A 16,736-nucleotide genomic window follows, 5' to 3' on the forward strand; every position below is an offset into this window, starting at 1 on the left:
TGGGTGGTCCTTACTTGGCCATCGCCTTCTTGATCATGCCGACGATCGCGGTCAGCACCGCGCCGCCGATGCCGCCACCAGCGACCGACTGGATGATCGACCCGATATCAAGACCGGCCGCCGCATCCGCCACCGCACCCGCATCGCCACCGAGCCCGCCAAGGAGCAGCCCGCCAAGCCCGCCCCCCAGCGCACCGACGATTGAGTTCCCCGTCGTCCCGAGGCTGAGGTTCTTCAGGCCCGCGCCTGCGGCATTGCCACCCACCAGACCTGCAATGATCTGGATGATCAGTTCCATACCCATAACATTCCCTTCCCTCTTCGCGCCGATTCCGCCCGAAGGTCGTCCGGCATTTCCCCCGGACTTGGTGTCCGGTAGCGTTAACACTACCATCTGTGGGGGTTTCAGACAACAAATGCCTCACGCCGGGGAAAGTCAGCCCCGGCTGTTCTGCTTCATAAGCCGGGCCTTGTCGCGTTCCCAGTCGCGCTTGGCCGAGGTTTCGCGCTTGTCGGCCAGCTTCTTGCCCTTGGCGATGCCAAGCTTCAGCTTGACGATCCCGCGGTCGTTGAAATACATCTTCATCGGCACGATGGTCATGCCCTCGCGGCCCACCGCAGACCACAGCCGGCCCAGTTCCTTGCGCGAAACCAGAAGCTTGCGCCGCCGCCGCTCGTCATGCCCGAAGGTCTTGGCCTGCAGGTAGGGTGCCACATAGCTGTTGATCAGCCAAAGCTCGCCCCCCTCGACGGATGCATAGCTCTCCGCGATGTTCGCCCCGCCCTGGCGCAGGCTTTTCACCTCGGAGCCCAGAAGCATGATGCCGGCCTCGAGGTCGGCCTCGATGTGATAATCGAACCGCGCCCGCCGGTTTTCGGCGATCAGCTTGGAATTGGGATCGGACTTTGCCACCATGATCGCTGTCAGATAAGGTCTGGCACGGGCTTAGTCCAGAAGGCTGACAATGCTGCTCCAGATTGCCATCGGCACGCTGATCCTTCTGGTGAATACCATGGTCGCCGCAATCGCCGCCTTCCTGTTGGAGGTTGCCTTCCGCCGGGGGCACCACTGGCTTCTCAGCGCGCCACAGCGGCCGAAGCTTCTTCTGATGCTGGTCTTCGTCGGCATCTGGGTGCTGGGCGTCGTCACCGTCTGCGTCTGGACCTGGGCCCTGTCGCTCTGGGCGCTGGGTGCCTTTCCGTCGGTGGAAGAGGCGGTCTACTTCTCGCTCGTGGCCTTCACCACGCTCGGCCTCGGCGATGTCGTCGCCCCGCAGGAATGGCGCATCCTCAGCGTCATGGCGTCGGTGAACGGCTTCCTCAGCTTCGGCCTTCTGACCGCGCTGATGGTCGAGGCGCTGCGCCAGGTCCGCCTTGCGCAGCTTGACCACCGCCGCGACCAGACCTGACTCAGGCGCGCCGGTCCGCCGCCCATAGCGCGACCGCCGCGGCAAGCGAGACGACAACGCCCAGCAGCGCCACCGTGCCATAGCCGGCCACAAGCGTGCCCAGCGCAAAGCAGATCGCCGCGATCACGTCGCCTGCCAGCCGCTGCACGGCCATCAGGCTCGCCCCCGCCCCCGGCCGGTCGGCCAGAAGGTCCTGCAGATAGGCGATCGGCACCGTCAGCGTCACCGCCCCGCCGATCGCCGCCGGCAGCACCAGCAGCCAGACCGCCCAGGACCCCGCCAGTACCGGCAGCAGCGCCACGTGAACGCCGTAAAGCGCCGCCCCGATCATGATCAGACGGGTCCGGTCCCACCCCCGGGTCAGGCGGGAAAGCATCAGCATGAAGGGCACCTCAAGCCCCGCGACCAGCCCCACGTAAAGCGCCACATCCGCCGTCCCGCGCCCGACCTCTGGCACCATGACCAGCGACACAAGCGCGATGTAAAGCGCCGCCGCCGACAGCACCGCCCCTAGCGCCACCACCCGCAAGGCCAGCCCCGGCTGCCCGATCTCGCCCAGCGAGGCGCGAAAGCTGAGGCCGCTCGGCCCGTCCTCCCAGGCCGCAATCCCGTCCTTGGGCCACTGCCGCAGAACGACGCCCAGCATCAGAAGTGACAGGACCAGCCCGACCGGAAAGACCGCCGTCACCTCCAGCCCTTGGGCAAAGACCAGCGACCAGACCGGCAGGACCACCACGAAGGGTGCCGCGAAAAGCGCCCGGATCACCGCCATGATCCCGTCGCGCTCTGCCTCCGAGTGGCGAGAGGCGGCCAGCCGCGCCAGCGCGAAGACCTGGCCAAAGGTCAGCGCGCCCACCGGGAACAGAACCGCGAAAGACAGTGCAAAGACCCAAGGCCCGGGGACCAGCGTCATGAGGACCATCCCAAGCGTCAGCGACAGGACCGAGATCAGCGTCACCTGTCGCCGCTTCGCCGTCTGGTCGGCCCGGATTCCGCCCACGACCGAGGCCCCGACCGACACCAGCGAGGCGATGGCCAGTAGAACCGCAAAGCCCGCATCGCCAAAGCCGTAGGTCTTGACCGCCAGTGTGCTGAAATAGGGCCCGAAACTGCAGACGATGGCGCCTTGCAGGGCAATCACCAGCCCCGCCGCACGCAGCGCGGGGTCGGTCAGGCAGAGGCGGATCGCGGACATGGGCGCAGGGCTAGCCTGCCCCGATCTTCGGCGCAAGGCAGTCAATACGCGGCATCGCCCAGCGGACCAACACGATTTTTCGTCGACAAATCGTGACCTTCCTCAAGGCTCGTGCGCTTTGCCTACCCCGGAATGACCTTCCCCGGGTTCATCCGCCCTTCGGGGTCCAGCGCCTGCTTGACCGCGCGCATGACATCCAGCGCCACCGGGTTCTTGCGCCGTGCCATCGAGTTCAGCTTGGACAGTCCCACCCCGTGTTCGGCCGAGAAACTGCCGCCGAGCTCGCCAACCACGTCCTCGACCACCTCCATCACCCGGTCCTTCAGCAGGGGGTCATCCCGGGTCGGGAAGGCGGTGAAATGCAGGTTCCCGTCGCCCAGATGCGCCACCGTCAGGCTGCGGAGGCCGGGGTCCAGCGCCTCCAGCCGCCGCAATGCCTCGGTCACGAAGGAGTCCACCCGGTCCAGGGGCAGGCAGACATCGGTATCGACTGCCGGGACGAGGCCCACCGTGATCTCTGCCGCCGCCTCGCGCCGCGCCCACATCGCTCGGCGCTGCTGTTCGCTGCGGGCGACGACGGCGTCCTGGATGAGGCCAGCCTCCAGCATGTCGGCCAGTACCCGCTCCAGCACGCCGACCAGCGGCACCACGCCTTCGGCATCCGGTTCCGCCTCGGCCGGGGCGGTGGTCGCGGCCTCGATCAGGATGGTCACCTCGGGAATGGTGTCGAAGGGCAAGCCAAGATCGGGCCGCGCAACCTTGAGGCGGTCGGAATAGGTGCGGGGCATGAACTCGAAGGCCTCGACCCGGCCGCCGGTCGCCTCCTGCATCCGGTTCAGAAGCACCAGCGCCTCGGGCAGCGACCGCGCGGCCACTGTCGCCGTCGCATGGGCGCGGGGGGCGGGAACCAGCTTCATCACCGCTGCCGTGATGATGCCCAGAGTGCCTTCCGCGCCGATGAACATCTGCTTCAGGTCATAGCCGGAATTGTCCTTATGAAGCTCGCTCATCAGGTTCAGGACGCGCCCGTCGGCCAGCACCACCTCGAGCCCCAGGCACAGGGCGCGCGTGGACCCGTAGCGCAGCACATTCGAGCCACCGGCATTGGTGGACAGGACCCCGCCCAGCATCGCCGACCCGCGAGCCCCGAACCACAGCGGGAAGTAAAGGCCCTCCGCCTCTGCCGCCTCATGCAGCCGGGTCAGCACCGTGCCCGCCTCGGCCACCACCAGCCGGGCCTCGGGCTTCAGGGCGCGGATGCGGTTCATCCGCTCCAGGCTCAGCATCAGCCCGCCCTTGGTCATCGTGCCGCCGACAAGCCCGGTATTGCCGCCGATCGGGACGATGGGAAGGCCGTGGGCGGCGGCGATCTTCACGCAGGCCGAGACTTCGGCGGTATCGCCCGGACGGACCACGGCAAGCGGAGCGCCCTCATACTTGCCCATCCAGTCCCGTGCGTGGCGTCCCGTGTCCGCCCCGGTCAGCACGTTGGCCTTGCCCACCGCCGCCTGAAGATCCTCGATCAGCCCCATCGCCGCCCCCGCACATTCTGCGCCGAACCTAGGCCCGGCAGGGTGGGGCGGCAAGTCCGGCAGGCGTGGACAGGTCCTAAGTTTTGGTAAATGCCCACAGACAAGTCCTTGATACGATGGAATTATCCAAATTTGACCACTGTGGTCACTAGACCGGGACAAAGCCTTCGCGGGCCGGATCGTACTGTTCCAGCCCGCCCTCGCCGGTGTCGGTCCAAAGGCCATGCAGGGTCAGCCGGTCGTCCTCGACCGCCGCGCGCACGAAGGGGAAGGTCAGGAGGTTCTCAAGGCTGGTCAGCACCGCCTGCTTTTCCAGCGCGGGCAGGATCGTCTCGGGCGGCAGGCCAGCGACCTTCTCGAACCCGGGGCGCAGGATGTCCATCCAGCGCCCGACGAAGCTGGTCTTTTCTTCCAGTTCGGGGGCAAGGCCGCGGCACATGTCGTGGCACCCCTTCACCCCGCCGCAGTTGGAATGTCCGAGGACGACGATATGCGCGACCCCAAGGCCGGTGACGGCATATTCCACCGCTGCCGAGGTCCCGTGATAATCGCCGTCCGGGTTGTAGGGCGGCACCAGGTTGGCGACGTTGCGGTGGATGAAGAACTCCCCCTCATCCGCCCCGAAGATACTGGTCACATGCACGCGGCTGTCGCAGCACGAGATCACCATCGCCCGCGGATGCTGCCCCGAGGCCGCAAGACGGCGGTACCAGGCCCGGTTCTCGGTATAGGTCGTCGCGCGCCAGCCCTGGAAGCGCTGGACGAGGTAGGCGGGCAAGGGGCGGATCGGGGTCATGGGCCACCTTCTGACGGTCGCACCCCCTTCCCTATGCGGCATTTGCCGAGAATTCGAGAGGTAAAAGCCATCCCCGACCGTAGTCGGGCAACCAATTCTTCAGCATCGCCTTGCAGCATCGGGTCCGGGTCGGTGTGGGAAATCGGGTGTTCAGATGGCAAGGGTGACGGCTCTCATCCCCAGAGAGGTGGTGCGTCAGGATGTCGAGGCGATCGCCGCGATCTATCGCAACCTCGGCGCGCCGACGGCGGAGAAGATCGTGGCGCGATCCCTGGCCGAGCTTGCCCTCACCATGGCCCGGCTGGCCGAAACGGTCCGGTCGCAGGACCTGCGGGATGTGTCGGATCACCTGGTCCGGCTTGGCCGGCTGGCCGACGACCTTGGCCTCTGCAGCCTCTCTGCGGTGGCCCGGGATTCCCGGATCTGCCTGGAACGGGCGGACAGCACTGCCTTTGCGGCGGTCTGGGCCCGCCTTGTCCGGGTCGCGGAACGGTCACTTTCGCCCCATTCCGGGATGGCAGACAGCTCCGGCTGAAGATTCGTCCATCCCGGGCAATGCACGGTGAGGTTGTTCTGTCGAGGGCCGGATGCAATTCGAAGTCCAAACGGGTGATGCGGCCCGCTTGACAGTCCGCAAGTCCGTTCGGGGATTAATCCCGCGGGCCGGCCAAATGCCTGCGGGTGCGCGCGTAACACCTTGCAAGGTGTCAGGAAAATCATCCAACTAGGCGTCAGCCCAGTCCAGCCAGGCAATCAGACATGCCCTTCAGCTTTGCCGACCCCTCCGCCCCCTCGCGTCCGCTGCATGTGCTGCGCCCGGACGAGGTGGCGGCGTTCAGCGACAATGAGGGCAGCCTCTGGGCCTCTTGGCTGGCAGCGACCGGGTTCAAGGCGCAGCCGGGTGAGCTTTGCCTTCTGCCCGGCACCGATGGCGGGATCGCAGCGGCGGTGGCGGGGATCGGGACGGTCGATGCCGGGCGGCGGCAGCGGTTCATTCTGGCGAAGGTGGTCGACCGCCTGCCCCCCGGGGCGTGGCGCCTGTCGGGGGCACTGTCGCCCGCCGAGCGGACGGAATGCGCCCTTGGCTGGCTGCTGTCCGGCTACCGCTTCGACCGCTACCGCCCCGACCGGAAGACAAGCGAGCGGGCGGAGCTGATCTGTCCGGCTGGCCTTGATGCGGCCACCCTTCTGGCCATGGCGGAAGGCGAGGCCCTGACCCGCGACCTGATCAACACGCCCGCGCAGGACATGGGTCCGGCCGAACTTGAGCAAGCCGCGCGCGATCTAGGCATCCGCTTCGGTGCCTCGGTCGCCGTCACGGCAGGCGACGAGCTTCTCGCGGCAAATTTTCCGATGATCCACGCCGTTGGTCGCGCCAGCCCGCGTGCGCCACGGCTGATCGACCTGCACTGGGGCAGCACGGGGCCGAAGCTGACGCTGGTCGGCAAGGGGGTCTGCTTCGATACCGGGGGCCTGAACATCAAGCCATCCTCAGGCATGGCGCTGATGAAGAAGGACATGGGGGGCGCGGCCACCGTGCTGGGCCTTGCGCAGATGATCATGGCGCTGAACCTGCCCCTGCGCCTTCGGGTGCTGATCCCGGCGGTCGAGAACGTGATTTCCGGCAATGCCCTGAAACCGAAGGACATCCTGACCAGCCGCAAGGGCCTTACGGTCGAGGTGAACGACACCGACGCCGAAGGCCGGCTGGTGCTGGCCGATGCGCTGGCGCTGGCCTGCGAGGACCCGCCGGATGTGCTTGTCAGCATGGCCACGCTGACGGGTGCCGCCCGGGTGGCCGTCGGCCCCGACCTTGCGCCCTACTACACCGACGATCCTGGGATCGCGGCGGCCCTTGAGGCGGGAGCCGCCGCCGGGTTCGATCCAGTCTGGCGCATGCCGTTCCACACCCCCTATGAGCACGTGATCGAACCGGGGATTGCCGATCTCGACAACGCGCCCGGCTTCGGCTTTGCCGGGTCGATCACCGCCGCCCTGTTCCTGCGGCGCTTTGTGAGCGTGCCCCGCTACGTTCACTTCGATATCTATGGTCATACCCCAAGCGACATGCCGGCCCGCCCCAAGGGTGGTGTCGGTCAGGGCGCGCGGGCCTTGCTTGGAGCACTGCCAGACATGTTGGGATGGAAGGAATGCTGATGGATCGCAGGCTGAAGCCGTTCTCGGGGCGGGTCGCCCTCGCCAGTCTCAAAGGCGAGCTTGTCGCTCCCTACACGGAAGGCGAGCCGGCGCAGGTCATGCGGCCGGTCGCCGACCTTCTGGACAGCCCCGGCGGCGCGCGGCAGCGGCAACTGCTTCTGGGCAGCGCGGTCACGGTCATCGACCGCGACCGGGGCCATGTCTTCGTGCAGGCCCGGCGCGACGGATATTGCGGCTGGATCGCGGAAGAGGCGATCGGGCGGGGTCCGGAACCCACCCACTGGGTCGTGGCACCGGGGTCGCATCTTTATGCCGAGCCGGTGGTGCAGGCAAAGGACCTTGCCGCGCTGAGCATCGGCACGCGGCTGGCGGTCACCGGGTCATGGGGGGCCTGGGCCAGCACGCCGCACGGCTATGTGCCCCTGACCCATATCCGCCCGGTGGACCAATGGGCGCCGGACCCGGTGACGGTCGCAGAGAGCCTTCTGGGCACGCCCTACCTCTGGGGCGGCAACTCGCGCTTCGGGATCGACTGTTCCGGGCTGGTCCAAGTGGCAATGCATGCCTGCGGGCGCGAATGCCCCGGCGACAGCGACATGCAGATGGAAATGGGGCGCGGTCTTGCACCGGAAGAGGCGCTGCGGCGCGGTGACCTGATCTTCTGGAAGGGCCATGTCGCGATGGTGGTGAACCCGGATGTGCTGATCCACGCCAACGGCAGCACGATGTCGGTCGCTTATGAAGGCATCCGCGATGCGGTCAGCCGGATCTCATCCGGGGGCGGCGGGCTGGTACAGGCGCGCCAGAGGGTCTGACAGGGGCGGCTCGTCGATGCCTTCGGCACCCCTCGCAGGGCCGGACCGACGAGAAGACGAAGTCGCACGAGGAGGTGAAGAGGGGCTCAGACCGGGCCGATCAGCCGCCGTTCCAGCACCTTCAGCACCTGGTCAAGGTCATGCCCCCGGCGGAGGACCTGGCCGTCCATGCCGACGACGGCGTAAAGCCCCTGGCGCGCCCGCAGCTTCGGGCGCTTTTCGATCCGGTAGAGCGGGGTTTCAGCCGTCCGGCGGAAGACGCTGAAGACCGCAAGGTCGCGCATCGCGGTGATCGCGTAATCGCGCCATTCGCCCGCCGCCACCATCCGCCCGTAGACGCGCAGGATCAGCCCAAGCTCCTTGCGGTCGAAGCTGACCTGATCCTGGACCCGGTCGGACTGCGGAAAGGGGATCGGCGCTTCGGCATTCATCCCGAAAGCTTACGCGCTTCGGTCTTCAAATCAACCATCCAGATGGCACCGGGTCAGTCGGGAAACCCGGGGGCGAGCCGGACAAGGCCGGTTTCCAGCCCGCGCCAGTTGCGGATCGGGCCGCCCAGCCGCTTCAGCGCCGCCGGATGCGCGGGGTCAAGGACGCCCAGCCGCACCAGAAGGGCGGTGATCGCGCCTTCGGAGCCGCGGCTGTTGCCGTCGGTGATCTTCAACGCGATGCCCCGCTTCTGTTCGGGGATGATGGCGACGAACACCGCCTCGGCCCCGGTCTTGATCGCGACCTTGTGGCCCATCGCCCGCATCAGCTCGGTGCAGGACCGTCCCTCGCCGGCGACAAGCTCGGGGTAGGTGGCCATCGCCCGGACGAGGCGGTGCATCGCCCGGTCGCGCACCCCGCCCGACCCGGTTGCCGCCGCGAAGGACTGCATCGCCCGGGCCAGCCCCGCGACCGTGACAGCAAAGTTCGGGGCCGAGCAGCCGTCGACGCCCGAGCCGGCGATGGTTTCGCCCGTCGTCTCTTCGGTCGCGGCCCGGATGGCGCGCTGGAGGGGGTGGTCGATCTCGACATATTCCGGTCCCGCGCCAAGGTGCTTCGTCACGGTCAGGAAGCCGCAATGCTTGCCCGAGCAGTTGTTGTGCAGCTGGCAGGGGCTTTCGTCGGTCTTGATCAGGCGGTCACGCTCCACGTGGTCATAGGGTTCATGCGCGCCGCAGCGGAGGTCAGGCTCAGACAGGCCGAGCGAGGCCAGCCAGTCGCGCGCCATGCCCACATGCCGCGCCTCGCCCTGGTGGCTGGCGCAGGCGAAGGCAAGATGCGCCTCGGTCAGCCCGGCTGCATCGGCGGCGCCGGTCTCGACCAGCGGCAAGGCCTGGATCATCTTGCAGGAGGACCGCGGGAAGATCACCGTGGCCGGGTCACCCCAGGCCGCCTCGATCCCGCCCGGCCCCCAGATCACGGCATGGCCGGCATGCGCGCTTTCCAGAAGACCGCCGCGCCAAAGCTCGACCATCGGCTGTGAAGACATGGGAAATCCCCGTAACATATGCGCGAATTGTCGCCCATGGGGCTTTCGCGGTTGGGTGCTTTTGATTATGGCTTCGATATCGGGTAGAACCGCCGAGCGCCAGCCAAAAGGGCCACCGAGGCTTGGCAGGCCGGGGTAGAGAAAGACAGCTTGGAGGCTGCGAAAGACATGACTTCCCTTATCGGTCGCGCGCTTGCCGTAGCAGCGGTTGGGCTGACGGCAACGGTCGCCAACGCACAGGAATCGACGAACCGGGTCGCCACGATGACCGACTGGAACGTCTTTACCGAGGAAGACCCGAAGGAATGCTGGGGTGTCTCGAAACCGAAGGAGTCGGTGAACACCCGCGACGGCCAGCCGGTCAGCGTGCGGCGCGGCGACATCCTCTTGTTCGTGACCTTCCGTCCCGGCAAGCCGGGCGAGATCAGCTTTACCGGCGGCTATCCCTTTGCGGGCGGGTCGACGGTCGAGGTTTCGATCGACGGCCAGCCCTACCAGCTTTTCACCGATGGCGAATGGGCCTGGCCGGGCAGCGCCGAGGATGACGCCAAGCTGCTGGCGGCGCTGAAGGCGGGGACCTCGGCAACGCTGACCGCCCGCTCGGGCCGCGGCACGCAGACGGCCGACACCTTCTCGCTTCGCGGGTTCACCGCGGCGATGGAAGACGCCGAAAAGCGCTGCCAGTAAGGCCGCAGTCCCGGCAGACAGGCGCCCCTTCGCGGGGCGCTTTTCTTTTGGTGCCGCCTCGCCTATATCCGCCCGACAATCAGATCGCCTGTGACAAGGCCCCGTGAAAGGATCTGCCAAATGACCGCCCCCATCACGCAAGACGTGCTGACCTTGCCCCGCAAGCTTCCCGCGGGGGGAAAGACCAATATCGTCGGCCTGACCCGCGACGCCCTGCGTGACGCGCTGATCGCCGCCGGCACGCCGGAAAAGCAGGCGAAGATGCGGGTCGGGCAGGTCTGGCAATGGGTCTATCACTGGGGCGTCCGCGACTTTGCGCTGATGACGAACCTCGCCAAGGACTATCGCGCCCTGCTGGCCGAGAACTTCACCATCGAGATCCCCGAGGTCGTCACCCGGCAGATTTCCGAGGATGGCACCCGCAAGTACCTGGTCCGCATCGCCGGTGGGCATGAGGTCGAGGTCGTCTACATCCCCGAAACCGACCGGGGCACGCTCTGCATCTCCTCCCAGGTCGGCTGCACGCTGACCTGTTCCTTCTGCCATACCGGCACGCAAAAGCTGGTCCGGAACCTGACGGCAGCCGAGATCGTCGGCCAGGTGATGATGGCCCGCGACGATCTTGACGAATGGCCGGTTCCGGGCGCGCCGAAGGAAGAGGTGCGGCTGATCTCGAACATCGTCCTGATGGGGATGGGCGAGCCGCTTTACAACTTCGAGAACGTCCGCGACGCGATGCGGATCGTGATGGATGGCGAAGGGATTGCGCTTGGCCGCCGTCGGATCACGCTGTCGACCAGCGGCGTGGTGCCAGAGATTGCCCGCACTGCGACCGAGATCGGCTGCCAGCTTGCCGTCAGCTTCCACGCGACGACGGATGAGGTCCGCGATGTGCTGGTCCCGATCAACAAGCGCTGGAAAATCGCGACGCTCCTGGAGGCGCTGAAAAGCTACCCGAACCTGTCGAACTCGGAGCGGATCACGTTTGAATACGTGATGCTGGACGGCGTGAACGACACCAAGGAAGACGCTCACCGGCTGGTGAAGCTTCTGGAAGGTATCCCGGCGAAGGTGAACCTGATCCCCTTCAACGAATGGCCCGGTGCGCCCTACAAGCGGTCCTCCGGCAACCGGATCCACGCCTTTGCTGACATCCTCTACCATGCCGGCTTTGCCACCCCGATCCGTACCCCGCGCGGCGAGGATATCATGGCCGCTTGCGGTCAGCTGAAATCCGCGACCGAACGCGCCCGGAAATCGAAGGCCGAGATCGCCGCCGAAGCGGGGCTGTAAGACCCCGCCTCCGGGCGTCCCGGTGCAGGAACAATCCCTTGCCGGTCCGGTTGGACCACTCCCCAATCAAGGAGTGCGTTCCATGAATGCCAAGCTACTCACCTTTGTCCTTGGTGTCGCCTCGGCGGGCGGCGTGTCGGCCCAGACCGCGACCGGACAGGACGTCTCACCGCCGTCGCAAGAGGAAATGCAGGCGGCGATGACGACGCCCCAGGCCTTTGCCGAACGTGCCGCGTCGGCCAACGAATTCGAGATCCAGTCAAGCCAGATGGCGCTTGAACGGTCCCAGTCCCAGGATGTGATCGCCTTTGCCGAGCGCATGATCGCGGACCATCAGGCCGCCGGCGAGAAGTTGGTCGTTGCCGCCAGTTCCGAGGGCCTTACGCCGGCAAAGCAGCTGATGTCCGACCATCAGGCGCAGCTGGACAACCTTGCCGCTGCCGCGGCCGAGGATTTTGACGGAGCCTATCTCGGGGCGCAGCTGGCGGCCCATAACGAGGCCGTGATGCTTTTCGAAGGCTACGCCAATCGGGGCGCGGAGGGGCCGCTTCGGACCTTCGCGACCGATACCCTGCCGGCACTGCAACAGCACCTGCAAGAGGTCAAGCCGCTGGCCGAGACCGATACCTAACGCGCGGGCTCCGGGCTGTCGGGGCGATCGATCTCGGTGGCGGCAGGATCCGTTTCGGCGGGTTCTGCAGCCGCCGATGCGCGCCGGATGGACCGCCGGTCCAGAAGGTGGAAGAGCAGCGGGTTGAGAAGGATCGAGATCATCGCCCCGGCCACGACAAGATCGCGCGCCTCGGTCGGGACGATGGCCAGTTTAACCCCCATGGTGATCAGGATGAACGAGAACTCGCCGATCTGCGCGAGGCTTGCCGCGATGGTCAGGCCCTTGTCACGGTCATGCCCGAAGGCCCTGACGATGTAGTAGGCCGCGACCGACTTGATCCCCACGATGATCAGCACCGTTCCCAGCAATGCGAGCGGTGCTGTGAGGATGATGGCAGGGTTGAACAGCATCCCGACCGACACGAAGAAAAGGACGGCGAAAGCATCCCGCAGGGGCAGCGTCTCGCGCATCGCCTGCGAGGAGAGAGTGGAGGACGACATCACCATGCCGGCGAAGAAGGCCCCCAGTGCGAAGGACACGCCGAAGAAATGCGTGGCCCCGTAGGCGACGCCAAGCGCGATGGCCAGGACCGACAGCCGGAAAAGCTCACGCGATTTGGTGTGGGACACGAAATGCAGGACCCAGGGGATGACCCGGCGGCCGATGATCAGCATCAGGGCAACGAAGGCTGCGGCCTTGACCAGGGTCACCACGACTGTGGCCGCGATCGGCCCGATGCCGATCCCGATACCGCTGCCGACCTCTGACACGATCTCGGCCTCTTCGCCGACGGGAAGCGAAACCCCGCCCAGAAGACCCGCAAGCGGCGGGATCAGGACCAGCGACAGGACCATCACCAGGTCCTCCACGATCAGCCAGCCCACGGCGACCCGGCCTTTTTCGGTCGTGATCAGGTCACGCTCTTGCAGTGCCCGCAAAAGGACCACGGTCGAGGCGACCGAAAGCGCAAGGCCGAAGATCAGCCCTGCGCCAAGGCTCCACCCCATCATCCAGCCCATCGCCGTGCCGAAACTGGTGGCGACCGCGATCTGCCCGATGGCACCCGGCACGGCGATCGCCTTGACCGCCATCAGGTCGCGCGGGGAAAAGTGGAGGCCCACCCCGAACATCAGGAGGATCACCCCAAGTTCCGCCAGTTCGGTAGCCAACGCCATGTCGGCCACGTAGCCCGGCGTAAACGGTCCGATAACCACGCCAGCCAGCAGATAACCGGCGATCAACGGCAGTTTCAGCCGTTGCGCCAGAAGGCCGAACAGGAAGGCAAGGCCGAAGCCCATGACAAGGGTGGTGATGAGGGGCGTCTCGTGGGGCAATAGGTACTGTCCTTTCTGGCCGGTGCCCCGGAATGGGCATGCGGCCATGGTGCGCTTCGGGAAATTCTGTCAGGAGACAAGGGGATAGTAGGCAATTGCGGGACTTTGTCCAACCTTGCTGCGACCTTTGCTGGTCACAATTCCCGCATTTGCTGAAACCATTTGCAATGATACGCACTGCGAATGTCCCAAGTGTTGTCCAACGCCACCGCCCGCCGCATTTTCCTTGATCGCCATGCTCTTGCAGAGGCCCCCGTTGGCCGGGCCTTTGGGCAGGCGCTGCATGGTCTGATCGAACGGATCGGGTTCGTGCAGGTGGACAGCATCAACACGGTCGCCCGGGCGCATGACATGATCTTGTGGTCGCGGCGGCAGAGCTATCAACCTGTGGCTATGAAGCGGCTGCTCGAACGGGACCGGAGCCTCTGGGAGCACTGGACGCATGATGCCTCGATCCTGCCCACGCGGCTACATGGGGTCTGGCAGCATCGGTTCCGGCGCGACGCCGTGCGGCTGGAGGCGAACTGGAGGTCATGGTTCCGCGAGGGATATGAGGCGCAATTCGATAACATTCTCAATCGGATAGCCAAGGACGGCCCGGTCGGCACCGCCGATGTCGGCGAAGGCGAGGTGCGGGGCAAGGGGGGCTGGTGGGACTGGCATCCGTCGAAGACCGCGCTGGAATGGCTGTGGCGGACCGGGCAGGTCGCGGTGACGCGGCGGGACGGGTTCCGCAAGATCTATGACCTGACCGAGCGGGTGATCCCGGAAGAACACCGCCGCACCGTTCCGGGGGAGACTGTGGTCGACTGGGCCTGCGAAACCGCGCTGGACCATCTGGGGTTTGCCACGTCGGGCGAGATTGCGGCCTATTGGAACGCGATTTCCCCGGATGAGGCAAAGCATTGGTGCAAAAGGGAAATCGCGCGCGGTGCGATCATCGAGGTTGAGGTCGAGGGTGCGCTCGGCCAGCGGCGGAAGGTCCTGATCCGGCCCGAAACGCTGCTGACCCCGCCGCCCGAACCGACCCGGCGCCTGCGCATCCTTTCGCCCTTCGATCCCGCCCTGCGCGACCGCGATCGGGCCGAGTTCCTGTTCGGCTTCCGCTACCGGATCGAGGTCTTTGTGCCTGAAGCCAAACGGATTTTCGGCTACTATGTCTTTCCTGTCCTAGAAGGCGACCGGCTGGTCGGGAGGATCGATGCCAAGGCCTACCGGGATGCGGGTGCGCTGCGGGTCAGGGCGTTCTGGCCCGAGGTCGGGGTCCGGCTGACGAAGGAACGGCGGGGGAAGCTGGAGGCCGAACTCGAGCGACTGGCGGTGTTCTCGGGGTGCGAGAGGGTGGAATTCCTGGAGGGGTGGGAGCGGGAGACGGTGCGGCAGCCAAGCCCCTGAGATCGCTCTGTTAAATCGTCAAGTTACCGAAAGATGAACGGTCTTCCTTCTGTCTTCCATGCGTCTTGCATCCGTCTCTACGCGAGGCAGGCGGGCGGGGCGTTAACCTTGATTGCGACTCGGGCGTAGGAGAAGCGGAGTTTTCGAAAACTCCGCGTCGGAGCCTTTGAAGGCTCCGGTGCGATTTCTTCGAAGAAATCGGTTCAGGGCTGGCGCGCGATTTCCCGCACGGCACGGGCGATGCGGGCGGCGACGTTGGGGAGGTCGGCCACCTCTAGCCGTGCGGCGGTGACCTCGGCCTTCGGGTCGGGCATCCGGGCGCGGTGCTTGGCGTAGCGCTGGTCGTAGTGGAGTTCCATCAGGCTGTCGGCAAGCGCGGCGAAGTCACCGGCGGCGGCCATCGCCTGCCAGTCGGCGATCCGGTCGCGCGGGTGCATCGGGCGCAGGAGGTCCACCGTTGCCGCGAGACGAGACTTGTCGGAGGTGAGGTCGGCATAGGCGCGGGTCAGGTAAGCGGCGCGGGCGGCGCGGGGGGCAGCGATGGTGACGCGGGGGGCGGCGACCATGGCCTTCCAGAGCTCGGGCGGGATGCGGCAATTGCCGATCTTGGAGCTTTCCGCCTCGACCACCACGGGGCGGGTGGGGTCGAGCGCGGCGAGGGCGAGGGCCAGCGCGCCTTCGAAGGCCTTTTGCGAGGGCTGCGGCCCGGTTGACCCGAAGAGCGAACCGCGATGCCGGGCGAGACCTTCAAGGTCGATGACCTGCACCCCGAAACCGGGGAGGAGATTCAGCACCTCGGTCTTGGCCGAGCCGGTGTTGCCGTCAAGGACGACGACGGGCGACGCGACCGGCGTGTCATAGACCGCCTGCACGACGAGCCGCCGCCAGGACTGGTAGCCGCCGACCAGGGTTTCGACCCGCCAGCCGATCTGGCCAAGGATCGTCGCGAACGACCCGGACCGCTGCCCGCCGCGCCAGCAGTAGACGAGGGGCCGCCAGCCGCCCGGACGGTCGGCCAGCACGGTTTCAAGGTGGTGGGCCGCGTTCCGGGCCACCAGCGCCGCGCCAAGCTTGCGTGCGGTGAAGGGCGAGACCTGCTTGTAGATCGTGCCGACGCGGGCGCGTTCGTCATTGTCGAGGACGGGGAGCGAGATCGCACCGGGCAGGTGATCCTCGGCATATTCGGCCGGGGAGCGGACGTCGATGATGTCATCGAACCCGGGCTTCGCCAGATCGGCAAGGGAGGTGAGCGTGAGGGCCATCACGAAGCTATTACCAATCCCGGCGGAAAGGTGCCAGTCCGGGCCGCGCGGGGAAAATCCCCACTCGTCAGACGGGGCGGTTGGAGGCATGATCCTGACCATGCGTAAGGTTCTGTCCGGTCTTGTCCTGATTGTTGTTCCCCTGCTTGCGGGTGCTCTGCATGCCGGTGCCGTCCCGTCGCGCCTGACCGAGGCGGCGCGGGAGCAGGTGGGCGTCACGGTCATCTATGACCCGTCCTATACGCGGCTGGAGTTTCCGGGCGGCGATCTGCCGCGTGACCGGGGGGTCTGCACCGATGTGGTGATCCGCGCGCTGCGCGATGGCTGGGGGATCGACCTGCAGCTTGCGGTCAACCGCGACATGACGGCGGATTTCGCGGCCTATCCCGCCTTCTGGGGACTGAGCGCGCCGGACCGCAACATCGACCATCGCCGGGTGCCGAACCTTCGGACGCTGCTTTCCCGGATCGGGGCAGAGGTGCCCTTGTCCGAGGGGCCGACGCCGTTCCTGCCGGGCGATATCGTCACCTGGACGCTGCCGGGCAACCATGCCCATATGGGCATCGTCTCGGACCGGCTGGGGCCGGACGGGGCTCCGCTCATCCTGCACAATATCGGCGAGGGCGCGCAGGAGGAGGACATCCTTTTCGCCTATCCGATGACCGGGCATTACCGGATCGGGGCGGATCAGGCGGCACGGCTTAAATCCCTGACGGAATAGCGGGGGCGCTGGAACCGGGGGGCGGAACATGGCATCATGTTCTGCCTTTG

Annotated in this window: 18 protein-coding genes; 9 read left to right on the top strand and 9 right to left on the bottom strand. The window is 66.5% G+C overall.

From position 1 onward, the window contains the following. Positions 1-10: 10 nt before the first annotated feature. A complete protein-coding gene (locus AC2D9V_RS04385; protein WP_484712810.1) occupies positions 11-298 on the bottom strand; it encodes a hypothetical protein in 288 nt (95 codons plus the stop codon). A 138-nt stretch (positions 299-436) separates the two neighbouring features. After that, on the bottom strand, positions 437-916 hold the full coding sequence (smpB, locus tag AC2D9V_RS04390) for an SsrA-binding protein SmpB (RefSeq protein ID WP_484712811.1): 480 nt from the start codon (positions 914-916) through the stop codon (positions 437-439). Positions 917-965: 49 nt separating this feature from the next. On the opposite strand from smpB, the gene AC2D9V_RS04395 reads away from it, so the two are divergent. Beyond that, entirely contained in the window at positions 966-1,409 is a 444-nt protein-coding gene (locus AC2D9V_RS04395; RefSeq protein WP_484712812.1) for an ion channel, read from the top strand. 1 nt (position 1,410) lies between these two features. On the opposite strand, the gene AC2D9V_RS04400 is transcribed toward AC2D9V_RS04395, so the two are convergent. From AC2D9V_RS04400 to AC2D9V_RS04410, 3 genes are all read right to left on the bottom strand, one after another. Then, positions 1,411-2,604, bottom strand: a complete 1,194-nt coding sequence (locus AC2D9V_RS04400; protein WP_484712813.1) for an MFS transporter — start codon at positions 2,602-2,604, stop codon at positions 1,411-1,413. Between the two features lie 122 nt (positions 2,605-2,726). Next, a complete protein-coding gene (locus AC2D9V_RS04405) occupies positions 2,727-4,136 on the bottom strand; it encodes an FAD-binding oxidoreductase (RefSeq protein ID WP_484712814.1) in 1,410 nt (469 codons plus the stop codon). Between the two features lie 148 nt (positions 4,137-4,284). Beyond that, a complete protein-coding gene (locus AC2D9V_RS04410; RefSeq protein WP_484712815.1) occupies positions 4,285-4,932 on the bottom strand; it encodes a carbonic anhydrase in 648 nt (215 codons plus the stop codon). Between the two features lie 154 nt (positions 4,933-5,086). On the opposite strand from AC2D9V_RS04410, the gene AC2D9V_RS04415 reads away from it, so the two are divergent. The 3 genes from AC2D9V_RS04415 (at position 5,087) to AC2D9V_RS04425 (ending at position 7,904) form a co-directional block, all read left to right on the top strand. After that, on the top strand, positions 5,087-5,467 hold the full coding sequence (locus AC2D9V_RS04415; RefSeq protein WP_484712816.1) for a hypothetical protein: 381 nt from the start codon (positions 5,087-5,089) through the stop codon (positions 5,465-5,467). Positions 5,468-5,691: 224 nt separating this feature from the next. After that, positions 5,692-7,089 carry a leucyl aminopeptidase family protein gene (locus AC2D9V_RS04420; RefSeq protein ID WP_484712817.1) on the top strand — a complete coding sequence of 466 codons (1,398 nt, stop codon included), beginning with the start codon at positions 5,692-5,694 and terminating at the stop codon, positions 7,087-7,089. Next, a complete protein-coding gene (locus AC2D9V_RS04425) occupies positions 7,089-7,904 on the top strand; it encodes a C40 family peptidase (protein ID WP_484712818.1) in 816 nt (271 codons plus the stop codon). Before AC2D9V_RS04420 ends, AC2D9V_RS04425 begins: the two co-directional genes overlap by 1 nt. An 86-nt stretch (positions 7,905-7,990) precedes the next feature. Here the strand turns inward: AC2D9V_RS04425 and AC2D9V_RS04430 are convergent, their stop codons facing one another. Continuing rightward, a complete protein-coding gene (locus AC2D9V_RS04430; protein WP_484712819.1) occupies positions 7,991-8,335 on the bottom strand; it encodes a DUF2794 domain-containing protein in 345 nt (114 codons plus the stop codon). Positions 8,336-8,388: 53 nt separating this feature from the next. Next, on the bottom strand, positions 8,389-9,381 hold the full coding sequence (locus AC2D9V_RS04435) for an asparaginase (protein WP_484712820.1): 993 nt from the start codon (positions 9,379-9,381) through the stop codon (positions 8,389-8,391). A gap of 168 nt (positions 9,382-9,549) precedes the next feature. Between AC2D9V_RS04435 and AC2D9V_RS04440 the strand changes: the two genes are divergently transcribed. The 3 genes from AC2D9V_RS04440 to AC2D9V_RS04450 all read left to right on the top strand — a co-directional run bounded on the left by AC2D9V_RS04440 (position 9,550) and on the right by AC2D9V_RS04450 (position 11,992). After that, positions 9,550-10,068 carry an invasion associated locus B family protein gene (locus AC2D9V_RS04440; RefSeq protein ID WP_484712821.1) on the top strand — a complete coding sequence of 173 codons (519 nt, stop codon included), beginning with the start codon at positions 9,550-9,552 and terminating at the stop codon, positions 10,066-10,068. Between the two features lie 120 nt (positions 10,069-10,188). Beyond that, positions 10,189-11,361: a dual-specificity RNA methyltransferase RlmN gene (gene rlmN, locus AC2D9V_RS04445; protein WP_484712822.1), complete on the top strand. Its 1,173-nt coding sequence runs from the start codon at positions 10,189-10,191 to the stop codon at positions 11,359-11,361. A gap of 82 nt (positions 11,362-11,443) precedes the next feature. Continuing rightward, positions 11,444-11,992: a DUF4142 domain-containing protein gene (locus AC2D9V_RS04450; protein ID WP_484712823.1), complete on the top strand. Its 549-nt coding sequence runs from the start codon at positions 11,444-11,446 to the stop codon at positions 11,990-11,992. Here AC2D9V_RS04450 and AC2D9V_RS04455 read toward each other — a convergent pair. Next, positions 11,989-13,308 (bottom strand): cation:proton antiporter domain-containing protein, encoded by a 1,320-nt coding sequence (locus AC2D9V_RS04455; RefSeq protein WP_484712824.1) that lies wholly within the window; start codon positions 13,306-13,308, stop codon positions 11,989-11,991. The two genes, AC2D9V_RS04450 and AC2D9V_RS04455, sit on opposite strands and share 4 nt — an antisense overlap. 183 nt (positions 13,309-13,491) lie before the next feature. Between AC2D9V_RS04455 and AC2D9V_RS04460 the strand changes: the two genes are divergently transcribed. Beyond that, positions 13,492-14,703: a winged helix-turn-helix domain-containing protein gene (locus AC2D9V_RS04460; protein ID WP_484712825.1), complete on the top strand. Its 1,212-nt coding sequence runs from the start codon at positions 13,492-13,494 to the stop codon at positions 14,701-14,703. 203 nt (positions 14,704-14,906) lie between these two features. Here the strand turns inward: AC2D9V_RS04460 and mnmH are convergent, their stop codons facing one another. Further along, positions 14,907-15,965, bottom strand: coding sequence for a tRNA 2-selenouridine(34) synthase MnmH (gene mnmH / locus AC2D9V_RS04465; protein WP_484712826.1), 1,059 nt, complete (start codon positions 15,963-15,965; stop codon positions 14,907-14,909). An 88-nt stretch (positions 15,966-16,053) separates the two neighbouring features. On the opposite strand from mnmH, the gene AC2D9V_RS04470 reads away from it, so the two are divergent. Next, positions 16,054-16,686, top strand: a complete 633-nt coding sequence (locus AC2D9V_RS04470; RefSeq protein WP_484712827.1) for a DUF1287 domain-containing protein — start codon at positions 16,054-16,056, stop codon at positions 16,684-16,686. Positions 16,687-16,736 lie beyond the last annotated feature (50 nt).

This window comes from Tabrizicola sp. T46 (assembly GCF_057219895.1).